The 24,772-nt window shown below is 41.4% G+C and carries 21 protein-coding genes; 7 read left to right on the top strand and 14 right to left on the bottom strand.

What is annotated here, in order from left to right; all coding sequences use genetic code 11:
• Positions 1-30: 30 nt before the first annotated feature.
• The 3 genes from EHR06_RS01505 (at position 31) to EHR06_RS01495 (ending at position 3,402) form a co-directional block, all read left to right on the top strand.
• Positions 31-771 carry a hypothetical protein gene (locus tag EHR06_RS01505; RefSeq protein ID WP_135755404.1) on the top strand — a complete coding sequence of 247 codons (741 nt, stop codon included), beginning with the start codon at positions 31-33 and terminating at the stop codon, positions 769-771.
• Positions 772-846: 75 nt separating this feature from the next.
• Positions 847-2,685 (top strand): CHAT domain-containing protein, encoded by a 1,839-nt coding sequence (locus tag EHR06_RS01500; protein WP_135755403.1) that lies wholly within the window; start codon positions 847-849, stop codon positions 2,683-2,685.
• Positions 2,686-3,402 carry a hypothetical protein gene (locus tag EHR06_RS01495; RefSeq protein WP_135755402.1) on the top strand — a complete coding sequence of 239 codons (717 nt, stop codon included), beginning with the start codon at positions 2,686-2,688 and terminating at the stop codon, positions 3,400-3,402. It begins immediately after the preceding gene.
• Between the two features lie 47 nt (positions 3,403-3,449).
• Here EHR06_RS01495 and EHR06_RS01490 read toward each other — a convergent pair whose 3' ends face one another.
• The 10 genes from EHR06_RS01490 to EHR06_RS19090 form a co-directional block, all read right to left on the bottom strand.
• Positions 3,450-3,716 carry a phasin-related domain-containing protein gene (locus EHR06_RS01490; RefSeq protein WP_008595105.1) on the bottom strand — a complete coding sequence of 89 codons (267 nt, stop codon included), beginning with the start codon at positions 3,714-3,716 and terminating at the stop codon, positions 3,450-3,452.
• Between the two features lie 145 nt (positions 3,717-3,861).
• Entirely contained in the window at positions 3,862-5,457 is a 1,596-nt protein-coding gene (gene pckA, locus EHR06_RS01485) for a phosphoenolpyruvate carboxykinase (ATP) (RefSeq protein ID WP_135755401.1), read from the bottom strand.
• 126 nt (positions 5,458-5,583) lie between these two features.
• Entirely contained in the window at positions 5,584-6,843 is a 1,260-nt protein-coding gene (locus tag EHR06_RS01480; RefSeq protein WP_135755400.1) for a PIN/TRAM domain-containing protein, read from the bottom strand.
• A 40-nt stretch (positions 6,844-6,883) separates the two neighbouring features.
• Positions 6,884-7,447, bottom strand: coding sequence for a CarD family transcriptional regulator (locus EHR06_RS01475; protein ID WP_008593510.1), 564 nt, complete (start codon positions 7,445-7,447; stop codon positions 6,884-6,886).
• Between the two features lie 112 nt (positions 7,448-7,559).
• The gene (locus EHR06_RS01470) at positions 7,560-8,219 is read right to left on the bottom strand and encodes a hypothetical protein (protein WP_135755399.1); all 660 of its coding nucleotides are present in this window, start codon (positions 8,217-8,219) and stop codon (positions 7,560-7,562) included.
• A gap of 161 nt (positions 8,220-8,380) precedes the next feature.
• The gene (locus EHR06_RS01465) at positions 8,381-9,160 is read right to left on the bottom strand and encodes a cytochrome c oxidase subunit 3 family protein (RefSeq protein WP_135755398.1); all 780 of its coding nucleotides are present in this window, start codon (positions 9,158-9,160) and stop codon (positions 8,381-8,383) included.
• Positions 9,147-10,730 carry a cytochrome c oxidase subunit I gene (gene ctaD, locus EHR06_RS01460; protein WP_135755397.1) on the bottom strand — a complete coding sequence of 528 codons (1,584 nt, stop codon included), beginning with the start codon at positions 10,728-10,730 and terminating at the stop codon, positions 9,147-9,149. The genes EHR06_RS01465 and ctaD overlap by 14 nt, the downstream gene beginning before the upstream one ends.
• 11 nt (positions 10,731-10,741) lie before the next feature.
• Positions 10,742-11,767: a cytochrome c oxidase subunit II gene (gene coxB / locus EHR06_RS01455; protein WP_208757728.1), complete on the bottom strand. Its 1,026-nt coding sequence runs from the start codon at positions 11,765-11,767 to the stop codon at positions 10,742-10,744.
• Positions 11,768-11,793: 26 nt separating this feature from the next.
• The gene (locus EHR06_RS01450; protein ID WP_135755396.1) at positions 11,794-12,639 is read right to left on the bottom strand and encodes an SCO family protein; all 846 of its coding nucleotides are present in this window, start codon (positions 12,637-12,639) and stop codon (positions 11,794-11,796) included.
• Positions 12,640-12,661: 22 nt separating this feature from the next.
• Positions 12,662-12,820, bottom strand: a complete 159-nt coding sequence (locus EHR06_RS19090) for a hypothetical protein (RefSeq protein WP_165780220.1) — start codon at positions 12,818-12,820, stop codon at positions 12,662-12,664.
• Positions 12,821-13,143: 323 nt separating this feature from the next.
• Between EHR06_RS19090 and EHR06_RS01445 the strand changes: the two genes are divergently transcribed.
• From EHR06_RS01445 to EHR06_RS01430, 4 genes are all read left to right on the top strand, one after another.
• Positions 13,144-14,082: a COX15/CtaA family protein gene (locus tag EHR06_RS01445; protein WP_135755395.1), complete on the top strand. Its 939-nt coding sequence runs from the start codon at positions 13,144-13,146 to the stop codon at positions 14,080-14,082.
• 5 nt (positions 14,083-14,087) lie between these two features.
• Entirely contained in the window at positions 14,088-14,957 is an 870-nt protein-coding gene (gene cyoE, locus EHR06_RS01440; protein WP_135755394.1) for a heme o synthase, read from the top strand.
• Between the two features lie 116 nt (positions 14,958-15,073).
• Positions 15,074-17,080 carry a M48 family metallopeptidase gene (locus EHR06_RS01435; RefSeq protein ID WP_135755393.1) on the top strand — a complete coding sequence of 669 codons (2,007 nt, stop codon included), beginning with the start codon at positions 15,074-15,076 and terminating at the stop codon, positions 17,078-17,080.
• A gap of 164 nt (positions 17,081-17,244) precedes the next feature.
• Entirely contained in the window at positions 17,245-20,409 is a 3,165-nt protein-coding gene (locus EHR06_RS01430) for a type ISP restriction/modification enzyme (protein ID WP_135755392.1), read from the top strand.
• A gap of 9 nt (positions 20,410-20,418) precedes the next feature.
• Here the strand turns inward: EHR06_RS01430 and EHR06_RS01425 are convergent, their stop codons facing one another.
• From EHR06_RS01425 to amt, 4 genes are all read right to left on the bottom strand, one after another.
• Entirely contained in the window at positions 20,419-20,961 is a 543-nt protein-coding gene (locus tag EHR06_RS01425) for a metal-dependent hydrolase (protein WP_135755391.1), read from the bottom strand.
• Between the two features lie 6 nt (positions 20,962-20,967).
• The gene (locus tag EHR06_RS01420; protein WP_135755390.1) at positions 20,968-22,131 is read right to left on the bottom strand and encodes an RlpA-like double-psi beta-barrel domain-containing protein; all 1,164 of its coding nucleotides are present in this window, start codon (positions 22,129-22,131) and stop codon (positions 20,968-20,970) included.
• On the bottom strand, positions 22,132-22,398 hold the full coding sequence (locus tag EHR06_RS19215) for a hypothetical protein (protein WP_010513955.1): 267 nt from the start codon (positions 22,396-22,398) through the stop codon (positions 22,132-22,134).
• A 147-nt stretch (positions 22,399-22,545) separates the two neighbouring features.
• Positions 22,546-24,645 carry an ammonium transporter gene (gene amt, locus EHR06_RS01410; protein ID WP_135755389.1) on the bottom strand — a complete coding sequence of 700 codons (2,100 nt, stop codon included), beginning with the start codon at positions 24,643-24,645 and terminating at the stop codon, positions 22,546-22,548.
• Between the last annotated feature and the right edge of the window lie 127 nt (positions 24,646-24,772).

The raw sequence follows: 24,772 nt of genomic DNA, 5'->3' as shown, positions 1-24,772 counted from the left end.
TCTTAAAACCTATTGGAGAATCTTACTCAAATGGAATCCAACCGCGAAAACTCGGTGCCAGAAATCATCCAGTCACTATTTGAAGGGAAACCTGAAGTTCTGACTAAACTAGAAAAAGACACCGAACTACAAAACGAACTTATTAGAATGGAAGAAGCACTCCAGGCTAGTCTAAAAGCTGCCGGTGAGTCTTACTTCGATTCAGCTTCACGTACACATTCTTTCCAATCCTTCCAAGAGGATCTGGATCTGAATAAGGCCGAACTAAACGAAGGCTGGCAGGTGAAACCTTTTCCGGAATATCTGAAAAGATATGTGGAAATGGAATTATCCCGTAAGGCACAAGGAAAAGAATCTATCGTAGTTAAATTAGGAAAATCCGGAGCACAACTTTTCGGAAGCCTGATCGAAACTCTTCAAATCAACACTCGTGTAGATTATGCGCCTGCTATGCGTTCCGCAGTAGCAAAATCGCCTTCTTCTTCCGAGTTCATCGTATTTGAAGAAAAAATGGATAAGGACTGCAAGTTCACTTACCAAGTCGTACAAGAAACCGACGAAACCGCTTACTTAAGTGTCAAAATCGAATGTCCAAGACCGGAAGATTTCCAAAGAGTAAATCTTTCTAAGGACGGAAGATTCATACTTTCCAACCAATTCAACTCCGAAGGGATCACTAATTTCTCCGGATTGAGAGAAGGAAAGTACACAGTAGAGTTTCAGGGAAAAGACTTGTCTAAATCCATAGATCTCTTTATCCTTTTGGATTAAGAGCGTTGTAACCGGTTTCCTTCCTGACTCTTATGTCACGGCGAGGAAACTTCTTAGGCGCAGTCTGTAGATCCAATGCTGAACCTAATCATAGACAGAGTCGGTGCCGTAAACGTATTCAATATTCTGGATAGTTCCGGCAGCGGATCGGAATCACATCTTCAGTCCACAATGGACGAAGATCTAATCCTAGAGTATATTAAGGAAATCGAAAACTTAGTTCGTGTTTCCGTAGCGATCCACCAAAAATCAGGACATACTCCAACTCTAGAAACCGACATTCTTCATGATCTAAAGATCCTGGGAGAAACTTTTTACGATCAGTTTTTTCCTGCGGCCATCCAAGAAAAACTCAGACTTACTACTGAAAAATACCTTCACTTTAATATAGATCCTAAGTTAGGAGTGATTCCGTGGGAACTCCTACATGACGGCACTTGTTTTCTCTCAGACAAATTTTATATAGGAAAAACCGTAAGAGGAGAATCCAGCAGCGGTGCATTTAAAGAGAAAGAGAAACTCCGTATGCTCATCATCGCGGATCCAACCGAGGATCTAGAATGGGCCCAGAAAGAAGGAGAGCAGATCTTTAGGGTTTTAAGTGAGAAGGTACCAAGTTCCAGATTAGAAATAGAATTCATAGGCGGACGCCAAGTTACTAAATTAAAACTTCTTTCTTTGATCAAAGGAAAGAATATCATCCATTACTCTGGACATTTGTATTTCTCCGATGATCCTTTGGAGAATGGATGGTTGATCTCTGAAGGAAAGATCCTAAAAGCAAGAGAGATCAAAAACTCCGGATTTAATACGGATATGGTTTTCTCTAACTCCTGCCAATCCAATAAGAGCGCTACCAGAAATCTGAATGCGGACCTAATGAACAATTTTGCCGGATCATTCTTGATGTCCGGGATCAAAAGTTTTATCGGTACTAACTGGGAAATCGCAGACAATCAGAATACGATCGATTTCACGATCCAATTTTATACGAACTTATTCGCTGACAGAAGTATAGGCGAGTCCCTGTATTTAGCAAAGGAACATGCCAGAAGAAATTATGATCCAAGCGATCTAACTTGGACGAACTATAGCTTACATGGACAACCGATCATTAGAGTGGTTTCCGATCCTACAAAAGGGAAACCGGTCCATAAGATCATTAACCCTTCTTTGATATTTAAATTTTATCCGAATCCGATCGCAGCGTCTTATTATAAATTCACTGAAAAACAAAAAGAAGAATCACTTACTTCCTATCAATTGATGGAATATCTGATCTTCGCTTTCGAGGAATTTTCAAAAGTGATCGGAGGTATCCTGTTCAGCGATCACCAGAATCACTCTTTAGGAAAATACATCCCGAACAATCCTGACGACGCTTATAATACGGAAAGATGGTGGGAACTGATGTTCCAATGCCTACATGATTTCAGAAAATTAGAGATCACTCCTGTCGTTACGGATCTACCTGAAATACTTTTTGCGAATAAGGATACGATCTACAAGATGATCAACTGGATCGATCTTTACTCCAAAGGTCAGATCCAGCCTGAATCCGCAGACGGATATCTGATCACATTCCAGTATTATTTTGAAAACCTTCTGACAGAGTTAGAGGAATTAGAGAGGATCAGTATCTTCTTAGTTTCTACTAACTCGAATAATCATCTATTCTTCCGTGGTATAAAATCCGAATCTTCTCTAGTCGCTGCTCCGATGATCAAACAGGATTTTATAGGAGAGCAGATCGAAAAGTACAGAGGAAAGGTAATCGTTTTCCACGAAGATAGAATGCAGATCTTCCCTCTGAATTGCAATATAGTAGAAAATCCTGAGACTAAAGAATTGGAACTTTCGTTCTTGGGATTTCTTCCTTCTAAACCCGGGAATCTGCCTCACGGCGGTCTGTAAGTGGGACTTTGCCAACCTTCCGCAGATGTTCCGTTTTCTTGCGGAGCTTGTTGCGGATTATTCAATCTAGAATTAAAACCGGATCAATTCAAAACCCTCTTAAAAGATAGAACTGAAACTTTCAAAAAATCCGTCGACTTCTCCAGACCTTATACTATGGCGGAGTTCAGAAAGGTAAGAGAAGAAGCGGAAAAAAATTACATTAAGAAGGACCCACTCACCTATAACTGCCCCTTCTTAGGAATGCTAACGGAAGAAGTAAGCGGAGCTTCTCCGGAAATAAAAGTTAGAAGTAGAATAGGATGTATGATCCATCCCGTTTATACAGGAGATCCCCGCAGTCAGAATTATTCCTTTTACGGAGCATCCATCTGCCAAGCCTACGATTGCAGGAACAAAGAAAGAAATTTTGCGGATGAATGGGAGAATATATTCTCGGAATTTGCAGATGATTCTTTTTCTTATTCTTCTCTTTCTTCCGATTATAGAACGATCGATTTGATAGAAGGTTATCTGACCGAAAAAGGGATCCCCTCTTCAGAATGGTTTACCGACTCCAAGAAAATCATCCGGAACATTCTTCAGATCAAATTCGATCAGAATATTTCTTTATGGAATACTTCTTTCGAGCTGGATATGGAAAGTCCTCCTCCAATCTCTTTCAAGGAAAGATTGGCGAAATGGTTGGGCCTGGAATCGGATGATCCCAGGCTTTGATTTGTAAAATTGATTTGGATTGGCGGGGAAGGATAAACGAAAAGATCTTAGTCGTTAGAGTTTTTCTTACCGAATTCTTTTTTAGCTTCTTCTACTTTAGAATTCACTTGGCCCGCAAGACCTTCCACGGAACGTAATGCGTCTTCGATATACTTTCTAAGATTGTTTGCAACTTCGCTTTGGTCTTGAGAACCTTTTGCGGAGAGCTCTTTAAATTCTTTTTCCACTTTTAAAAGAATACTGTCCGCTTGTTCCCTCAGGGTTTTTGCCGCTCCGATCGCGAAATTCAGTGCTTCTTTGATTTCCTTTTCCATACTTTTGATCCCTATGTATTGTATGATGATTATGCGCCGCACAACGGTTTGTCAACAACTTACCGACACTATGAGGGCATAAAAAAGGAGTAAGGGGAAATTCCACTTACTCCTCCGGAATAGATCCGACTTTTTAGAGATCAGCCTATATCTGAGGTCCGAACGCTGTGAAGTCGAAGTCTTTAGAACCTTCTACATATTTTTTGAAGTTCTCAATAAACATGCCGGCAAGCTTTTTAGAAGACTCATCGTAAGCAGCTTTATCCGCCCAAGCCTCACGAGGATCCAGGATGGAACTATCCACACCTTCTACGGTTTTAGGATATTCTACTTGGAAGATCGGGTGCTTCACAAACTGAGCTTTGTCGATGTTTCCGTTCATGATCTCGTCGATAATTTTACGAGTAGAAGGAAGATTCATTCTCTTACCAGTTCCGTAAGCTCCACCAACAAGTCCTGTGTTCATCAAATATGCGCGAACATTATGTTTACGCATCTTCTCACCTAATAACTGAGCATAAACAGTCGGGTGAAGTGTCATGAACGCAGCTCCGAAACAAGCGGAGAATGTAGCGGTAGGCTCTTTAACACCTCTTTCAGTTCCTGCAACTTTCGCAGTGTAACCGGAAAGGAAGTGATACATCGCTTGTTCGATAGACAGACGAGACACTGGAGGAAGAACTCCGAATGCATCGTAAGTCAAGAAGATGATCACTTTAGGGTGACCGCCTTTAGAAGGAACTTGGATGTTTTTGATATGGTAGATCGGGTAGGAAACTCTGGTGTTTTCGGTTTTAGCAGCGGAAGTATAATCTACAACTTTCGTTTTTTCGTCGTAAACTACGTTCTCTAAAAGAGCATCTCTTTTGATTGCTTCGAAAATTTCAGGTTCAGTTTTAGGATCCAGGTTGATCACTTTCGCGTAACAACCGCCTTCGATATTGAAAATCCCGTTATCGTCCCAACCGTGCTCATCGTCTCCGATCAGTTTGCGGTTCGGGTCAGTGGAAAGAGTAGTTTTACCGGTCCCGGAAAGTCCGAAGAATAGAGCGGTGTCTCCGTCCTTGTTTCCGATATTCGCGGAACAGTGCATAGAAACGATTCCCTGTAATGGCAACTTATAGTTCATTACGGAGAAGATACCCTTCTTCATTTCTCCGCCGTATTCGGTCCCGCCGATGATGCAGAGTTTTTTTGCAAGGTTGAAGATCACGAATACTTCCGAGTTCAGGCCATGCTCTTTGTATTTTTCGTTCTTCACTCCGCAAGCGTTGATGATAGTGAATTCAGGAAGAAGGTTAGCCAACTCTTCCTTGCTAGGGCGAAGGAACATATTGGTGCAGAAATGGTGCTGCCATGCTTTTTCGGAAACTACACGAAGACCGATCCTGGTCTCAGGATTTGCTCCTGCGTATCCGTCGAATACGTAGAGTTTTTTTCCGCTAAGATAGTTTACACATTTTTGATAAAGCTCTTCGAATACCGCTTCGGAAGCTTTAAAGTTAATATGAGACCACCAGATATTCTTGTTAGAAGAAGGTTCATCTACGAAGTATTTATCTTTTGGAGAACGTCCGGTGAAAATACCGGTATCCACCATCATGGTTCCGTTAGAGGAAAGAACGGTTTCACCGTTATTCTTTTCGTGTTCGAAAATTTCGTCGTATGAAAGGTTATGGAAGACTTCGGAGGGCTCTATACCGAGCTCCTTCAGTCCCTTCACTTGCGCTTGGGCCTGCATTTGGCTCTCCTTATTGAGATCGTATTTCAATTTTTTTTCGGGGTAGGATACCGTCAATTCGGAACCGGGTCGAATTTGAAGGCAATTCCTAATCCGACCCGCATTCTGTCTCTTTAGAGAAGGCTATTACTGTTGTTGCTGCTGATCTTGGAAGTCTTTACGATTTCCGAAATCGTCTCCTCTGCTCTCGTTTTTATCGCCTCTGTCTTGGTAATTGCCGCGGTTCTGGTTTTTGTTTTGGTAATCTTTACGATTTCCTCTTTCCTCGTTTCCTCGTTCACCACGATCGTATCTATTTCCACGATCTTCTCCGCGTTCTCCGCCCTTACCACCTCTGTTTTCTTTTTCAGGGGCGCGTTCACCTTTATCAAAACCGCTGTTTCCATTAGCTTTGGTGAATATCATTTTTCCGGCAGCAGTTTGGATGATAGAAGTAACGGTAACTTTCACTTCTTTACCGACTAGATGTCCGCCGTTCTCTATCACTACCATGGTTCCGTCTTCTAAATAGCCGATACCTTGGTTTTCGTCTTTTCCTTCTTTGATGACTTGGATAGCCAATTCTTCGCCGGGAAGAACGACAGGTTTTAATGCGTTAGCCAAGGTGTTCAAGTTCAGGACTTTTACTCCTTGGAGTTCTGCGACTTTGTTCAAGTTGAAGTCGTTAGTTACGATCTTTCCACCGGTATCACGAGCCAGTTTGATCAACTTAGCGTCAACTTCTCTGGTGTCTGAATAATCTTTGTAAGTGATCTTAACTTCGATGGAACCTTTTCTTTGGAGTTTGTTCAACATCTCCAAACCACGACGTCCTCTTGCTCTTTTGATTGGGTCAGAAGAGTCACTGATTAGCTGGATCTCTCTCAACACGAAGTTTGGTAGAATGAGAGGACCATCGATAAAATGTGTATCAGCAATATCTAATATTCTTCCGTCGATCACGACAGAAGTATCCAGAATTTTATCTCTGACTTCGTCTTTTCCGATAGAAGCAACACCAAATGGATCTACGAGAGAAGTAGGTCCACCGCCGCCGCCTCCGAACACGGAAAGGCCGGGTTCTTTTGCGAATGACTTACCTGCTCTAGCTCCGAAAAGACCTAGGATTAGATATAATGCAAGATTCAATTCCTCGAAACGGATGATAGTTCCAATAAACCAAGCTAGGGCAAATCCTAATAATGCACCCACGCCTACACAAAAAATAACGTCTCCGCGAAGTTTTGGAAATAGTTTAGTTTCACCGAACAAAAGTACGAGAGAAATAACGAGTACAAGCCCTGCACTAGAGCCTGAGAATACAAACTCTTGGGTTTGTTTTTGTGTCACAAAAAATGACACTAAGGAGAGTAGGACGGCCGTTAGACCTTTATAAAAATACGCCATAACTCAAATCCTTTAAATAAGATTCGAGTTTTATCGGAAATTATTCTTCGTCTATGTCGACTGCAGCTACGGGAACTCTTTCTCCCGGAGCGAATGTACTAGCTAGAACATCTGACACAAGGTTCCCAGCTTCTTCTTGGGAAACTCCTTTGCTTAGGGCGACTTCCATCTTCACTAGATTGTACGCACTTTCGTACAATTTACGTTCCATGATGGACAGTTCTTTACCGTTTGCCCTGCGGAATAAATTCCTGCACACATCCGCCACTTCGAAGATCGATCCGGACTTTATTTTGTTCAGGTTGTTTTGGTACCTGATCTTCCAGTCCTCTTCAGTATCGACCTCGTCTTTCTTGAGTAGATTGATAACTTTTTTGATATCCTTCTTGTCGATAATCGGTCGAATTCCGACCTGTTTTGCTTTATCGACCGGGATCATCACCTTCATCTTGCTACCCTGGATTTCCATTACGTAGCACTCTTTTTTCTTTCCCAGGATAACTTTTTTAGCGATTTCGGTGATTTCACCTACCCCGTGGATCGGATATACGACGTAGTCACCTACGCCATGATCGTAGCCAGATTGTTTCTTTTTGCCAGCCAATTAGTATTAAGACTTCCGTTAAAACTCTGCCCAAAAATATAGCAAATTTTGAGGCAAAGTCAAGGAAAAAATAAGGAAACGCTCGATACTGAATATTGTCAGAAGATTCAGATCAAAATTGAAGTTTGTGAACGGAAGTTTTGTGAAAAATCGGATCGTTCAGAGGACGAATCGATTCCAGAGCCTTGGTAGCTTCTTCTTTTCCGTAAAAATATCCTAGGAATAATTCTCCGTCTTTGGATCTGAAAAATCTTCCTTGGAACTCAGGTCTTGCTCTGAGCAATTTTTTTCCAATTTCCATCGCCTCGACCGAATCCTCAGTTGGGATAGATAAGAAATAATTTTCCTTATCCGATCTGGCTGGAAATTTAAGCCCAGGACTTTTATTGGAATTCTGAGAAGTGCTAGTTTCAGAAGAAGGTTCGTTAGTGTTAGAACTTACCGTTTCGGAAGAAGAATTTTCTCTTTCTTCTACGGATTGTTCCGTTCTAACATTTTTTCCCGCATTATAAAAAGACTGGGTCTCGTTTTGAGCAAATGCCTGCTCCTTCTGATCCAATCTAAGACCGACTACTACCCCGCCTGTAAAAAGAGAAATGGCTCCCACCAAAACTAAAAAGATGGATCTGGAACTTGGGAAAGAACGGATCGGAGAATTTCCTCCCCTCACATGCTGGATTGTTTGCACGGTTGGAAAAGACTCTCCCTGACGTGGGGCCGGACCTCTGGTTCCGGATTGTCTCAGTCTTCTGGAATAATCTATATTTTGCATATTGCGTCCGGGAAAACCTGTCTCTTCTCAAATATCGGCAGGATTCGCCGTTTCTTCGCAGTTTTTTTATGTGCTGCTTTAAAGGCAGAAAATAAAAAAGCCGGAGAAGTACCCCGGCTTTTTTGCAGCAAACCTTTCGGCCGCTTTCTTGTGATTTGGACTTATCCTACCAGATAAAGAAGTGGGAAGAGGTAAATCCAGATCAAGTCTACCACGTGCCAGAATAGACCCACACCTTCTACAGGAGTGTAATATTCAGGACCAACTTGGTTTCTGATCACTTTCAAAAGTACCCAGAAGATCAGGAATGCACCTGCAAGAACGTGCAAACCGTGAATACCGGACATTACGAAATAGAATCCGAAGAACAAAGGCCAGTTTTTGGTTTTTTCCAAAAGGGTAAGGTGTTCGTATTCAGTTTCGTCCAGGTGAAGTTTGTGCTCTCTTTCTACTACGCTAAGTTTATTAGCTTCTGCAAGTAGAGCACCCACTTTGGTTACCTTCTCACCGGAAGCGCTTAACTCTTCAGTGTAAGCGTATTTTCCAGGTACGGTACCTACGTGGAACTTGTGAGTATATTCGAAAAATTTTACGACCATGAAGATCGCAGCACAAGCGATGGTCACTGCAAGAGCGATGATCGCTTTGTTTTTAAGACCTCTTTGCACATAGTTGATCCCAAGCGCCATAGTGAATGAGCTGAATAGAAGAACTACTGTGTTCAAAGCTCCCAAAACTACGGAAAGCTGCTTACTTCCCGCATGGAAAACTTGAGGGTAAAGAGAATGGTAGATGGAATATCCTACGAATAATCCACCGAACATTAGGATTTCCGTTACAAGGAATAACCAGATCCCTTGTTTAGAAGATTCGTATTGATGCTCTGCGCTGTTAAAATGATGCGCGTGATGAAAACCACCCGAGTGATTAGCGGTACTCATAAGGCCCTCCGGTTAGTACTGGGGTAGATTCAAAATTTTCGTGTGGAGGAGGAGAAGGAATAGTCCACTCCAAAGTTTTTCCTCCGAAAGGATTGTTTCCTGCTTCTTTACCTTTCAGAAGTGCATAGATCACTCCAAAAAGTCCGATCAAGAATCCTGTTCCGATCAACCAAGATCCGAAAGTGGACATTTGGTTTAATTCAGTGAATGTAGGAAGATAGTCGTAATATCTACGAGGCATTCCCATATTTCCCAAGATGAATTGAGGGAAGAAGGTAACGTTAAATCCTGAGAAGATGAATACCCAGGAAATTCTTCCTGTTAGGTCGCTGTAAATTTTTCCGGTAACTTTAGGGAACCAGTAGATCAACGCTCCCATAAGAGCCATCAAAGTTCCACCAACCATTACGTAATGGAAGTGAGCCACCACGAAGTAAGTATCGTGGAAGTGAACGTCCATACCGGTAGAAGCCAGATACACTCCGGTCAATCCACCGATGGTGAATAAGAACATGAACCCGATCGCGAACAGCATCGGAGCGTCCAGACGGATACTTCCTTTATACATGGTTGCGATCCAGTTGAACAATTTGATCGCTGTAGGAACCCCTACAAGCATTGTGATGAAGGAGAACAGAATTCCCGCAAACTCGGATTGCCCGGAAACGAACATGTGGTGTCCCCATACTAAGAAGGAAACCCCGGCGATCGCTAAGGAAGAGTAAGCGATTGCAGTATATCCGAAGATCACTTTACGAGAGTAAGTAGCAACCAACTCGGAGATCACTCCCATCGCAGGAAGGATCATGATATAAACCGCAGGGTGAGAATAAAACCAGAAGAAGTGCTGGAATAGGACCGGATCTCCTCCCAACTGAGGATCGAAAATCCCCACTCCGAGAGTTTTCTCTGCAATCAAAAGAAGCAGAGTGATCGCAAGAACCGGAGTTGCCAATACTTGCAGGATCGCAGTTGAGTAAAGTGCCCAAACCATGAGAGGAATTCTGTTCATGGTCATTCCAGGCGCTCTCAGTTTATGAGTGGTAACGATGAAGTTCAAACCGGTTAAAATGGAGGAGAATCCGATGATGAATACTCCAAGAACCATCGGGATCACTCCCAATCCGGTTTTAATGGAAGAATATGGAGTGTAGAAGGTCCAACCGGTATCTACGTTTTCCAAGAATAGAGTGGAACCGGTGATCGCGGCACCAATCATCAGCATGTACCAGCTCATTAAGTTCAATCTTGGGAAAGCTACGTCTTTCGCTCCAATCATGATCGGAAGAACGAAGTTTCCGAAAATTGCAGGAATACCAGGAACGATTACCATGAACACCATAATGGCTCCATGGTAGGTCATCATTCTGTTATAAACGTCTGCGGAGAAAAGGGTTTTTCCCGGTGTGAATAATTCTGCGCGAACTAATAATGCGAAAACTCCTCCTAAAAAGAAGAAGCTCATGATCGCGACAAAGTACATGATCCCGATACGCTTATGATCTAAGGTAGTAAGCCAGGACCAAATCCCCTTTTGGTGATTCAGGTAATTATGTTGCTCGTGGGCCATTGTCCGTAATCCTATTTAAGCGTCTTAATGAATTCGATGATGTCCTTGATCTCGTCCTCTTTGATCCTTCCTTGGAAAGAAGACATCGCAGGAGGGAATCCAGCTACAATCTTAGCTGTTGGAACAAGGATGGATTGTTTGATATAAGCGTCATCCGCAGTTACAGAAGATCCGTCTGCGAAGTCTCTCTTATTACCATAAAGACCTTTGAAAGTTGGTCCGACAATCCTGGATCCGTCGATGGAGTGACATCCGCTGCATCCAAGGCTTCCTTTGAAAAGAGCTTCTCCTCTTTCCGCAGGTCCCTTGTTGTTAGCGCCAGCCATTCCGGCAATTTTTTCAGCCTGCCAAGCAGCGAATTGTTCGCCGTCTACCACGCGGATCGTAGCCATCATATTGGAGTGTTTGGTTCCGCAATATTCAGTACAGAATACTGTGAAGTCCCCTTTCTCAATCGGAGTGAAAGTGAAAGTTGTTCTTCGGCCGGGAACCGCATCCATTTTGTTCCTGAATGCAGGAACATAGAAACTATGTAGAACATCGTCAGAAGTAAGAATGAAACGAATGGTTTTACCTACTGGAACTACTACGATCTCAGGTTTGAGAAGAGTAGAGTCCGGATCATTCTCCACTAACTTTTTATCGCTAGGGCTATTGATCTCGATATCATTCGCGTATTTGAAAGTCCAAGCCCATTGACGAGCAGTTACGTGAACCTCAACATCACCTTTCTCTCCGACTCTGCGAAGATCGTGAAATACACTCCATCCCCAAGCGAAGATGATCATCATGATCACGAAAGGTATGAAGGACCAAAGAAACTCAGCAAGAGTATTGTGCGTGATGTACGCACTTTTCTGGTCTTCAGTTTTTCTTCTATACTTGAAAATGAATATTACCATTCCCCCAATGAGAATGATAAAAGAAATAAGGCCCGAAACAAGAAGAAAGATATAGAGGCTGTCTACATCTCCCGATTCTTTAGTCGCTGGAACCGGCATGAAGCTTGTCGCCGTAATAAGAGAGAACCAGTTCATCGGATCGAAATCACTCCTTCCTTTATTTATACTGTACTAGACGAGTTTTGTTTCTTCCAAAAGCGGAATAAGAACGCTGCAAGGATAACGACAGTAAGAAAACCGCCGATTCGCATGATATTGAATGCGTATAATGTATACCTATTTTTGGATGGATCAAATTGGAAGCAAAAAAGGGCAACACTGTCAGTCAAATCGCCGATTTTACCGTTTCCAGCCTCTACGAGAGATAATCGTAGAGTCCTTTCATCCATCGGGATGCCTTTTAAATATCTGGAAATTTGTCCTTCAGGGGTGATCACATAGGCTACGGAAACATGCACCCATTGATCATTATAAGGATTCCATTTGTAAGTAAAACCTAAGCTGGAAGACAAAGCCTTTATTTCAGGATCATTTCCGGTTAAAAAACTCCAGCCGGAACCGTCCCCTCTTCCATAATCTTTCACATATACTTCTTTTTTCGCTTTTGCCAGATCGGACTTTTCTTTCGGATCAAAGCTTACCGCTACGTAATTGAATTCTTTTCCTACTTGTAGATTCAGTTCTTTGAGTGCGGTTGAGATCTCATTCAGATAAAGACTGCAGAGTGTGGGACATCTATAATATACTAATGTAAGAAGAAGCGGCTTTCCTTCTTTCAGATAGTCGCCTATGCGGACTTGTTTGCCCTGTTCGTCCACGAAAGATAGATTGGTATCTATATGATTCCCTAATTTTTCTTCCAGGCCTACGCCCTCAAGTTCGGGAGGAACCGCATGAGCAGGTAGTTCTCTTTCCGTATCGAAAGATAGAACGGACAAGAATGGTAAAAAAAGAATAAGAGCCGCAGCACCTTTAGAAAAACGCCGCGGATGATTGGAGGAGAACAACGTTCTATCCCGGATTCTTTCCTTACTTCGCTGCCGAAGTGTGGGAAGGAACTACTTCGTTATAATCTTTAACACCTTTGTGAAATGCGGAAAGATAAACGAAATAAAGAATGTTAGCGGTCAACACGACCACGAATGTCCAAAAACCTGCCTTGTTGTAATGGTCTCCGTTTTGGCTCATGGAATGACTCCTAAAGTATCAGAAAAAAACGTTTCACTTTTGTAAAAAGCGAAAGATACCAACCAGTTTTGAAGACCTGTCCTTTTTTTGAAAGCGTTTTTGCTTTTCAGTGTTTTCAACCATTTAGAACCGACATAAAAAGCATCTGACCGAAGGTCGGGACACCAGAACGCTCGTTCTTTAGATTCATCGAATGTTCTTTGCATGAGAATTAGTCTCAGATCAAAATGTAAGCTTTCGATTTTCAAACATCAAATCTCTTGCCCCAAATCAATCTCGCTCAAGTATGGTAAAGAAGAGCTCGGATCCTCCGAAAAAACAGAATGATCGCTTCTACTTATTCTCATTTCAGAAAGTTTTCTCTCTTTCTGGTCGTGTATTCGGTTTTAATTTTTCTAAATTTATTATACGGACCTCTTGTCAGAGCTACTGACTCCGGACTCGCTTGTCCTGATTGGCCTTTTTGTTTCGGTAAATTTTTTCCAGACTTCGATTTTAATATTTTTATGGAAGTCGGACATAGATATTATTCCGGACTTTTAGGAATTGTTCTGATCGCAGGCACTATCTGGACTGCGATCGTTCCTGAATTAAGAAAACCTTTCTTAGGTTATTTTATCGTTGGGATCTTACTGATTGCTTCTCAAATTACTTTGGGAGGTTTAACTGTTCTTCTTTCTTTAGATCCTGCGACTGTTAATCTTCATTTATTGAATGCGATCTTGTTCTTACTTTGTATAGTTACCGCGACTTTCAAGGCCGCCTATCTTGCAAATTCCACGAATTCAAACGAGTTTTTAACGAAACAAAGTTTATTGCAGAAGGACCAGATCCCTCTTTTGATCGGAGTATTATTGATCTTCTTCCAAATTATTTTGGGGGGAAGAGTTAGTTCCAATTACGCAGGACTCGCTTGTTTAGAATTTCCGACTTGTAACGGAGAATGGATCCCTTCCGTTCCGGAACACAAGATACAGATCCAAGTCCAGCATAGATTGGGCGCCTACTTAGTGGCATTTTATATTCTTCTAATAAACCTTTATGGAATATTCAAAGGATTCACAGCGGAAACCAAAAAATACGTAAGAATAGCTATCATTCTCCTGCTCATACAGATAGGATTGGGAGTTGTGAACGTATATATGAAACTTCCGAAATTAGTGACCGCTGCTCATACCGGAGTGGCCATTCTTCTTTTCTTATCCATGTATGCAGTTTGGGTGCAGAGAGCTTCCGAGCTGTCTAAGAGTAAGGTTTCTTAAATAGAATGAATAGTTTTCTTTCAGACTGGAACCAAATGATCAAACCAAGGGTAAGTTCCCTTGTTTTAGCTACTGCCGTGCCTGGTTTATATCTAGGCGCTCCTAATGCACCCGGCACACTTCTGGTTTTTATGACTATGCTTGGGACTTTTTTAATGTCCTCCGCATCTTTTGTCTTCAACCAGATCATTGAAATAGATAGAGATTCTAAAATGAAAAGGACTGCGAATCGTCCGCTTCCTGCGGGAAGGATCAGCATCCCTCAGGCTTGGATCGTTGGGTTTGCGATGACTTTCGCCGCATTCGGGATCTTATATTATTTTGCGAATCTTCTCACTGCATTATGTGCGTTTGCGGCACTTCTCGCTTATGTTTTTCTTTATACCATTCTATTAAAACCTAGAACACATCAGAATATAGTAATAGGTGGAGTGGCAGGTTGTGTGGGACCTTTGATCGGTTACGCGGCAGTTAGTAATTCTTTACCTTTACCTGCTTGGATCTTATTTCTGATGATCTTTCTCTGGACCCCGGCTCATTTCTGGGCTCTTGCGATCTTCCTGAAAGAAGACTATAGCGATGCGAATTTTCCTATGCTCCCAGTTGTGAAAGGTGTAAAGGAAACCGGACGTTCTATTTTGTTTTATACGATTCTGTATGTGGGATCAGTGATCGCGTTCTATTGGGCGGAACCTACTATGGGTTGGCTGTATATGATCTCTTCCGTGGCGCTGAGTATCTCTATACTTTATCTTTCCGTAAAATTATTCCAGAATCCGGAGCCTAAGTTTGCCAGAGGATTTTTCTTTTTCAGTATTCTTCACTTGTTTTTGATCAATATTTTAATTCTGATCGATCACTCCATCGCTGCTTAACTAAAAGTTCTCCAAATCGGTTTTTCGGTCAAAAAATTTCGTCTCGATTTTTAAACCTTTCAGAGTTGACAGTCGTTTAAGAGCGTATAGTTTTCTCTCCTCAAGAGGTTTTTCCTATGATCGATCTTTCGAATTCGGTTCGCCCTTATGTCCTGAAACTATTGGTGGTTTTAGGATTAGTATCATTCTCGGGCTCTCCAATTTTTTCTCAAAACAAACCGGGAGAATTCGACTCGGAATTGTATGCTCAGTTAGTAAGACAAAGTAATGTGCAGTTCACAAATCTGATCAAGTCCAAGACCGTACTTGCAGATCATAAAGGTTGGAAGAAGCCGATAGACAAAGCGTTCGGTAAACTTTCCAAAAATTCAGGCAACCCTCCTTTTCCTCTAGTTTACAAAATCGTAAAAGAAGCAAGCTTCAACGCATTTGCAATGGCTGGCGGACAGTTCTGTATTCATTCGGGAGCTTTGGATTCTTTAGATGAAATTATAAAACAAAAAGAAGCGGATGCGGCTCAGAAGTTGGACTTTCATCGTGAAAGATATATCGCCGGAGTATTGTCTCACGAGTTAGCTCACTTCTATAACAGACATGTTTTCAATAGTGTAAAAAAGTTTTATGCGCTTAAAGATGAACCTTCCGGAAAAGCATTTTTGGAAAATAGTAAATTTTCCCAAGAGCAAGAGTTGGATGCGGACCAAACAGGTTTATTCTTATTGGATAAGGCAGGTTATGGCGGCGATTTCATGCTCATCACTCTTCAAACTCTGAACGAAGTGGAACAATCTTATAAAGAAGCATTAGCTTCTTCTAAAGCGGATAAAACCAGGCCTGAACTGATCGGTTCTCATTATTTCTCCAGCCACCCTTCTCCGAATGAAAGATTGTCCAGACTCAAAACGGATAAACAAGAACTGTATAGCTTCTTAGCTAAGATGGAAAAAACATTCGATGATATCCAATTGGGAAGAAATTTAGACGAAGCAAGATCCAACTTAGAAGACGGGCTCAAAAAATTCCCAGAGAACACTTACTTAAGTAAAGCACTCGCAGTTTGTATGCATAAGATCTGGATGGCAACCGCTTCCAACGAAGAATTAAAATTAAAACCGGTTTTGGACATGCCTTCTTTCAGAGACACTATGGTATTTCCCCCGGATAAAAGTAAACGTGCGGTAATGAGGATCGTTCCAGGAAACGAGGCCGCTTACAATCGTGCACTCAAAGCATATAGAGAGGTGATCGTAAAAACGGATGATCCTTATTTTCTTTCCAACTATGCTGTATTACTTTCTTATTCTGCGGACGAAAAAGATCTAGATGTTGCAGTGAATGTTGCCAACCAAGCTTTCCAGGCAGAAGGAACTGTTGCTCTAGCAAATAACCTAGGAGTGGTTTTATTCTGGACGGACAAAAGAGAAGAAGCGAAAGAACTTTTCAATCGTTTGGCAACTTCTATTGACCAAAAGATCAGAACTCTTGCAAACCAAAGCGGGAATAATCCTCAGATCGCTCAGTATCTAAGAACGATCGGCCAATCCACCGCTCAAAAACAACAGGTGGATCCGGATTATATTTATGAAAACTTTACTCCTATATTAAACATCGCATTGGTAGAATCTTATTCTGCAGTAGATCCAAAATCCAAAGGACTCGCAAATTATTATCTGTCCAATTATGATTCTACTTCCGGTTGGGCAAAGGTATTAGCGAAGATCCATTCTATCGAACTGACTGCCCCTACAGCTCCGAACGAAGTGAATGCTTTCAAAGTTGGCGGAGTCGGTCCAGGTGATAAATTAGAAGATCTTTTGAAAAACTGGGGAAAACCAACTCGTATCAAAACGGATAAAAAAAGCGGTTTAGAATATTTCGAATACGATAACAAAGAAACTGCATTTATCTTAGATATGGGAACAGTCGTGCAAGTGAATGTAGTTGGAGATTCCAGTCCCGGTTTAGGACAAGGTGTCACTGTAGGATCTTCTAAACCCGCTGCGGAAAAACTGCTGGGTTCTAAGTTCAGAAAACAAGGGGAATATCATGACTACTACGAAAAAGGAAAAGCTTTCGTGAAATATAATAAACACGGAAAGATAGATTCAATGGTAGTTCAGTAGTCGACCCAAACCTTACCTCATAAGGCCGAAGATCTCAGGATTTATCGGCTTTTTTATTTTTACAATCTCCAAATATCCTTAAATTTCCTGATTTTAACCGAGAGACTATTCTTGACCCAATATATCCCAATTTAGAATATTCTATTTTAGGATATATTGGGTCTATGCCTACTTCCCCGCGGAATAAGCCGTTCGATAAGATAACGATCCAAGCATTGGATCGATATATTCATTCCTTAGAAACGATAGCAAAAACGGAATCCTTTTCGGAGCAATCGTTCAGAGGACCTCTAGCGGATTTTGTACATTCTATCGAAAGTAATATTCTAGCTAATAATGAGCCGATGAGAGTCGCCTGCGGCGCACCGGACTTCGTAGTGTATAAAAATAACGTTCCGATAGGATATATCGAAACCAAAAAAATCGGCGCGAATCTTAACTCCCTCGAAAATTCAGATCAATTAAAAAGATATCGTTCAGATTTATCTAATCTTATCCTTACCGACTATTTGGAATTTAGATGGTTCGTGGACGGAGAGTTCCGTTTATCTTCTTCGATTGGAAAGTTCAAAAATAATCGGATCATTCCGTTCCCAAATATGAAAGATCAAGTTTTAGGACTTCTTGATTGTTTTATAAACGAAGAAACTCCCGTTTCTAAAGACCCGAAAGAATTGGCTATCCGGATGGGAAAATTAGGAAGGATGATCCGAGATACTATCAAAGAGACGATAAAAGAAGCCGAAAAGTCCAAATCCCCATCCGTATTGAAAGATCAAATGAAGGCCTTTCATTCTCGTTTAATTAAAGGATTATCCGAAGAACAATTTGCAGATATGTATGCGCAGACCATATGTTACGGACTATTTGCAGCTAGATGTAACCATCACATATCAGGATCTTTTAATAGAGAAAAAGCGGTTTTCGAATTACCGAATACGAACCCTTTTTTGAAAAGAATGTTCAACTCGATCGCAGGAACTGAATTAGATAAAAGTGTCACTTGGATTGTGGATGATTTAGCTTATCTTTTAGATAGAGCCGACTTCGATTCGATCCTAAAAGATTTTGGGAAAAAAACAAAACAAGAGGATCCTGTAGTTCATTTTTACGAAACTTTCTTATCCTCTTATGATCCGAATATTAGAGAGAAAAGAGGAGTATATTATACTCCTGAACCGATTGTTAAATACATTATATATAGTGTCGATTCCTTACTGAAAGAAAAGAAAGGATTCAATATTCCTAATGGACTGGCGGATTCGAAAATAATTCCACATCCTAAAAAACCGGGAGAAAAGGTCCATCGTATCTCAATTTTAGACCCATCAGTAGGAACTGGGACCTTTCTCTTCGAATTAATTAAAACCGTCTTTAAACATTTCGAGAAAAATAAGGGCTCATGGCAGGATTACGTCCAATCCCATCTTTTACCCAGGATGTTCGGATTTGAATTCCTTATGGCTCCCTACTCAATCGCACATTTAAAGATAGTTCTTCAATTGAGAGAATTAGGTTATCAATTCGATTCGGAAGAACGTTTAAAGATATATTTAACAAATAGTCTTGAAGATGCGCCTTCTTTAAAAGAAACGGACGGCCTAGATAAATTTTTAGAACAAGAAGCTCAGGATGCCTGGGAAATTAAAAACTCAGAACCGGTCTCGATCATCGTAGGCAATCCGCCGTATTCCGGCCACTCGGAAAATTCGGGAGACTGGATCACCGATCTATTACACAGTAAAGAAGGGAATTATTTTGAATTCGACGGCAAACCTTTAAAAGAACAAAACCTCAAATGGTTAAACGACGACTATGTAAAATTCTTACGCTTTGCTCAATGGAAAATTGAAAATACAGGCCACGGTATCCTAGCATTCGTTACTAATCACGGCTATTTAGATAATCCTACATTCCGGGGAATGAGACAAAGCCTTCGAAAAACTTTCGATGAAATCTACGTTTTAGATCTTCATGGGAATTCAAAAAAGAAAGAAAAACAGAGCGATGGTTCCCAAGATGAAAATGTATTTGAGATCCAACAAGGAGTTGCTATCGGGATCTTCGTTAAAAGAATAACCGATGGCAATACTATAAAAAAACCGGGCCGCGTTTTTCATTCTGAAATTTTCGGAGATAGGGAAGGAAAATACGACTGGTTATCCAAACATAACATTAAGAATACTGAATGGGAAGAAATCAACCCTTCCAAAGAATTTTGCCTTTTTAAACCTCAGAATGAAAGAAGAAGAGAGGAATACGAAAGTAATAATAAAATCACCGAGATAATGTATACTTTCTCGCTAGGAATTCTTACAAAAAGAGATTCCTTAACGGTTGCTTTCACGGAAGAAGAATTACAGGGAAAAATATCCCATTTCACAGACTCTTCTTTATCGGATGAAGAAGTATCCGAAGAATTTTCAATTCCGATTATTGATAAAGATCGTTGGGATTTGAAAAAAGCCAGACAAGAAGTTAAAAAATTCGGTTCTAAACAATTCATTAAAGACTACACGTATCGTCCTTTTGACAGCCGATCTATCTATTTCTATGAGAATATTATAGCGAGGCCGAATACAAAGGTTATGGATCATTTTGATGATCCGGAAAACTTAGCTTTAGTTATTGGGCGCCAAGGTTTAGCCGTAGGCGGGGATACTTGGAATCTAGTATTCGTAGTAAATAAACTTGTTGATCAGAATATTTTTAGAAGAGGCGGAGGAACGGTTTTCCCATTATATACGATCGAAGAAGATCTTTTTTCCGGAAAAAATAAACGATCCAATTTTTCAGATCCTATTATAGAAGAATTAAGGATAAAACAGGGAACCGAAGATCCCGAAGCCTTGTTCTATTATATTTATGCGATATTATATTCCCCGAAATTCCGGAAAAGATATTCGGAATTCTTAAAAATAGATTTTCCAAGAATCCCTTTAACTTCGAATCGCGATCTATTCAAAAAACTTGTTCAAATCGGAAAGAAGCTAACTAAATGTCATTTATTCCAATCGAATGTACATGCTCGTTTAAAATTTCCAATGGAAGGGGATTCTATTATCAAATCCATTTTTTACGACGGAGAAAAAACCGTTTGGATAAATGAAACTCAATACTTCGGTCCTATTTCCCAAAAGGTATGGAATTACAATATAGGCGGTTTTCAAATCTGTGAAAAATGGTTAAAGGATAGAAAAGGCAGGCAGCTAACGTTTTTAGATATTCAACATTATTCGGTCATAGTCCATTCAATCGAACAAACAATTCAATTCGAAATTGAGATAGATGAACATATCACTAAATCGGGAGGATTTCCTTTTAAATAATCCATTAATTTACGGTACTTTTTTAGTTTTGAAAAGTACTCTTGTGCCGACCCCGACCACCGAAACCAAAACTGCCGGAACCCAGACATTCAGAAGCTCCGACTGGATCACGATCCAACCTCTTTCCGTAAAAAAGTTCCGTGGACCGATAGGCGAAACTCTGATCGGTCTATATTCAAAAAAGAATCTTTCCGAACTCCAAGGAATCAAGAACCCGACTCCTAAACCGCCTGTGGTCATCGCATCCAAAGCTCCGTGAGAAATCGCGGATACAAAAAGAAATAAAAAAATAGTAATCCAATTCGCCTTCAGTTTGGTCCTGAAGAATGCCACGATGCAGGACATTATCAAAGCAAATAATATAGAATGAGTAAATCCTCTATGGCCCCAGTCACTTTCGTAAGGGACCCCGAATTTAAAAGCGACCACGTCAAAATCGGGAAGAATGGAGAAGAATATTCCAAAAATTGCAAGTAGGATCGGAACCTTCTTCTTTCCGAAAAAGAAGAAGAGCGAGATTGGAACTGCCGGGTGGGAAAATATAGTAGCCATTGATTGTCAAGTCCTGCAACGGACCAAACTTCCATCCTTGCGGAAAAAAATCCTCATCTCCATTCCCTTTTCAGGTGCCTGGGCATGATAATCCAATTTACATTCCGATTCAGAAGGAGAGAAAGGATTTCGGGGAAGTTTTTCCTTAGGGCACCAGAATCTTTCCTTTTCGGAACTGTACAATTTCCAATCGGAAGGATAGAGAGGATGGATCCCAGCATCTAAGAATAAATTCCTGGAAAGCTCCTGAGGTTGGTAAGGACTTCCTCCTCCATGAACTCCCACAAATATATCCACTCTATCATCTCTGATGTACATAGGAGATCCAGTATCGTTTAGGCAGAAATACCCGTCATGGTACTTTCCATTCTGCATTTTGATCTTTTTCTCTTTGATCTTAGAAATAAAAGCCAATGTGCCGATCACCTTGGACTTATTGCAGGAAGAAATTCTGGACCCGATCTTCTCACATAGATCCTTAAAACTCACCGCCAAGGTGCGATATGGAAACACCTGGTAATTATATCCGGCGCCCCAACCCCATTCTAGATCATATAGTTCGTATTTTCCTTCTCCAGCAAAATGGTACTTCTTCCCATCCTTTGCGATGCCGGAACCTTCCCAACGTACTTGCTCTAAGAATGTAGCGGACGCTCTGCCGATTTCTTTTCCGGAAGGAGAATAGGCGGCCACTTCCGTTCCTGGAAATGCCTCCTCCAATGCTAAATGATAATACGTTGGATAATAAGCCCCTAGACTCGTTGGTTGGAATTCCGACAAACGTTCCAAGTCTTCTTGGGAGAGAAATCTTTCTAAAGGCTTAGGAGAATGATCCAGAGACGTCTGCATGGGTCGAAAGGCATGTTGGTATGCCAATGGTTTCAAATTGGTCCTTGGATAGATGCAGGACTCTTTAGAGCGGCGTATCTTAGAAGTTTCTGATTTGGTAAATGGATCTTCTAAAATGACGGCTTCTCCGTGAAATATACGGATGCCATGTTCCTTTTCGGGAAACTTACATTCACAACCTTCCGGAGAGTTCATGCAGAGTACTTTTGCGTAAACCGGAGGAGTGTTTTGGGCGAATAAGGGGGCGGAGAAGAGTAGAAGGTAGAGTAATATCCCGCTCCCAAAAGGGAGCGGGACCAGTTTCTTTAGAAAAAAGAGCAATTAGATGTTGCTCTCTCCTTCGCTGGAACCGCCAGTTGGGAACAGGCTTGGTGCAGGCGTAGGTTCTGGGGTCGCAACTGGAGCAGCAGGACGAGGCGCCGGTTTCTTTGGAGCAGCTTTTTTCTTAACTACTTTCTTTTTAGGCGCAGACTTCTTCTTAACTGCTTTCTTCTTAGTGGCTTTAACGACCTTTTTTTTCGCTACTTTCTTCTTTGCCGCTTTCTTCTTAGGTGCGGCTTTTTTCTTTGCTTTCTTCTTAGCTACCATGGTAGATACTCCTTGTATCTGGGGAATCTTTCCGTTATTCCTAGAGTAAATTTCCACTCGTAAGACTTAGAGCCAAAAGAGTAAAACCTTTTTTCATTTTCTTTCGTTAAAGCAATCTAAAACATTTCATAATGTTTCATTTCTATCTTAAGTTGCGCTGAATGAGTATCCTAGATCGGTAAAACTCTCTTCAGGAGAACGTAGTCGATGGCTAATTAAGAAGGTTTTGACTAAACCTTTTCCTTTCACCTTGATCTCTCCTCTTTCTGTTAACGCAAAATCGGTTTTAATTAGTTCAGCAGTGGATTCTGTGACCTGAATTTCTCCCGGAACACCATGAGATTCCATTCGACTAGCTAGATTTACTGCATCTCCCCAGATATCGTAGATGAATTTTTTAGTTCCGATGACTCCTGCGACTACTGGACCAGTATTAATCCCTATTCTCATACGCAGTTTAGTACCCATTTTCTTAAGTTTGAATTTGGAAAGAAGTTCCTTCATGTCCCAAGCCATATGAGCTACGAGCAAAGGATGCGCTTCATTCGGTAAAGGAAGGCCTCCTACAGCCATATAAGCATCTCCAATGGTCTTAATCTTCTCCAAACCGTACTTTTCTGCCAGAATATCGAAATGAGAGAATACTTCGTTTAAGATGCGTACTACGGACTCAGGCTTCATCACTGCGGAAATTTTAGTGAAACCTACAATATCCGCAAAAAGTATAGAAACATTCGGATAACTATCAGCAATGAGCCCCGTGTTTGATTTCAATTCCTGAGCGATAGAGTCAGGAAGAATGTTCAGAAGTAATTTTTCCGCCTTATCCTGCTCGATGCGCACCTTTTCATAAGCATCCGCGATTTCTACCCTTGCTTTTTCATTGTCTGCAAGTGTAGAACGCACTGTTCCAAGAACCAAATTGTAACGTTCTGCGATTTGCCCTACTTCTGTGAATGGTTCTACTGGAACATCCACTGCCAGATCCCCGGTCTTTCTCTGGTAATCCATCGCTAAGAATAGATCGATCAACTCTGTAGTTGCCTTGTGTTCCGAGATATTTAGGCCCATTCTCTCTTCGTCCCCATCCACCCGGAGAGGGAAAAATTTATTAATCAGGTAGAAGATCAGCAAGGAAAGTCCGAATGCAAATCCTCCCACAGCAAGTATTCCAACGATCTGGGTAAGAAGAAGAGAGGACCTCGTAACATTATGACCGATCAGGTTCAGATCGCCGAAAATTCCTACTGCAATCGTTCCCCAAATCCCTCCGATCAAGTGGACCGGGATCGCTCCTACCGCATCGTCTATCTTGAGTTTTTCTAAAAGTTTTTCTGCCGGAAGAACGAATAAGCCTGCGATACTACCGATGATCGCTGATTGAACCGGGGTAAAACAATCCGCTCCGGCGGTGATCGCAACTAGTCCAGCCAAGGATCCGTTTAGAGGAGCAGTCGCTTCCGGAAATCCTTTGATCAACCATGCAGCCAACATCGCAACCATGAGAGAAAATCCGGAAGAGATGATCGTATTTAATATAATTCCCGGAACTTTTTCATTAAAACCTAAGGTACTTCCCCCATTGAATCCCATCCATCCGAACCAAAGAAGAATTCCGCCTAACATCGCCATAGGTAAATTACTTCCGGTCACAGCCTTAGGCGGTTCATTCTCCGGGAATCTTCCTATCCTTGCTCCTACTATAAGAAGAAGTGAAAGTGATACCCAACCGCCCACACTATGAACTAAAGTAGAACCTGCGAAGTCGTGAAATCCTCTCACTGCCAGCCAACCATGATTCTCATCAGTCAGACTTCCTCCCCAACACCAATGACCTGCAATAGGATAGATCACTCCCGAGATAAGAGCGGTGGCAAATAGATAAGAATGGAATTTTAATCTTTCTGCAACTGCTCCAGAGACTATCGTAGCGGAAGTTCCGCAGAAAACTAATTGGAATAAGAAGAAGGTCGGAGGCCAAGCCTTACCTTCCGGAAACACAGGAGCGAATAAAGAAGTTCCTATGAGACCGTTCCAAGTGACTCCGAACATGAGCCCGAATCCGAATGTATAAAAAAGAAGAGTGGCTACTCCGAAGTCGGCCACGTTCTTGATAGCAACGTTAATCGAGTTCTTGGCTCTAGTAAGTCCGGATTCTAATACAAGGAAACCACCTTGCATGATTAGCACCAGTCCCGAACACACCAAGACCCAAAGTATATCTAATAAGCTCTTTTCTAAGATCATAGAAAAGGTTCCCCCGAATAATTCCTGACAATTGTTTCGCTTATCAATACAAATTATCGGAATCATTTTATTCTAATGTAAGAAGAGGCAAGCGGGAAACCTTATAATAATACGGCAAAGAAGGATG

Origin of the sequence: Leptospira dzoumogneensis, assembly GCF_004770895.1 — a bacterium.
Classification (GTDB): domain Bacteria; phylum Spirochaetota; class Leptospiria; order Leptospirales; family Leptospiraceae; genus Leptospira_B; species Leptospira_B dzoumogneensis.
This window is presented reverse-complemented; position numbering and strand designations above follow the sequence as displayed.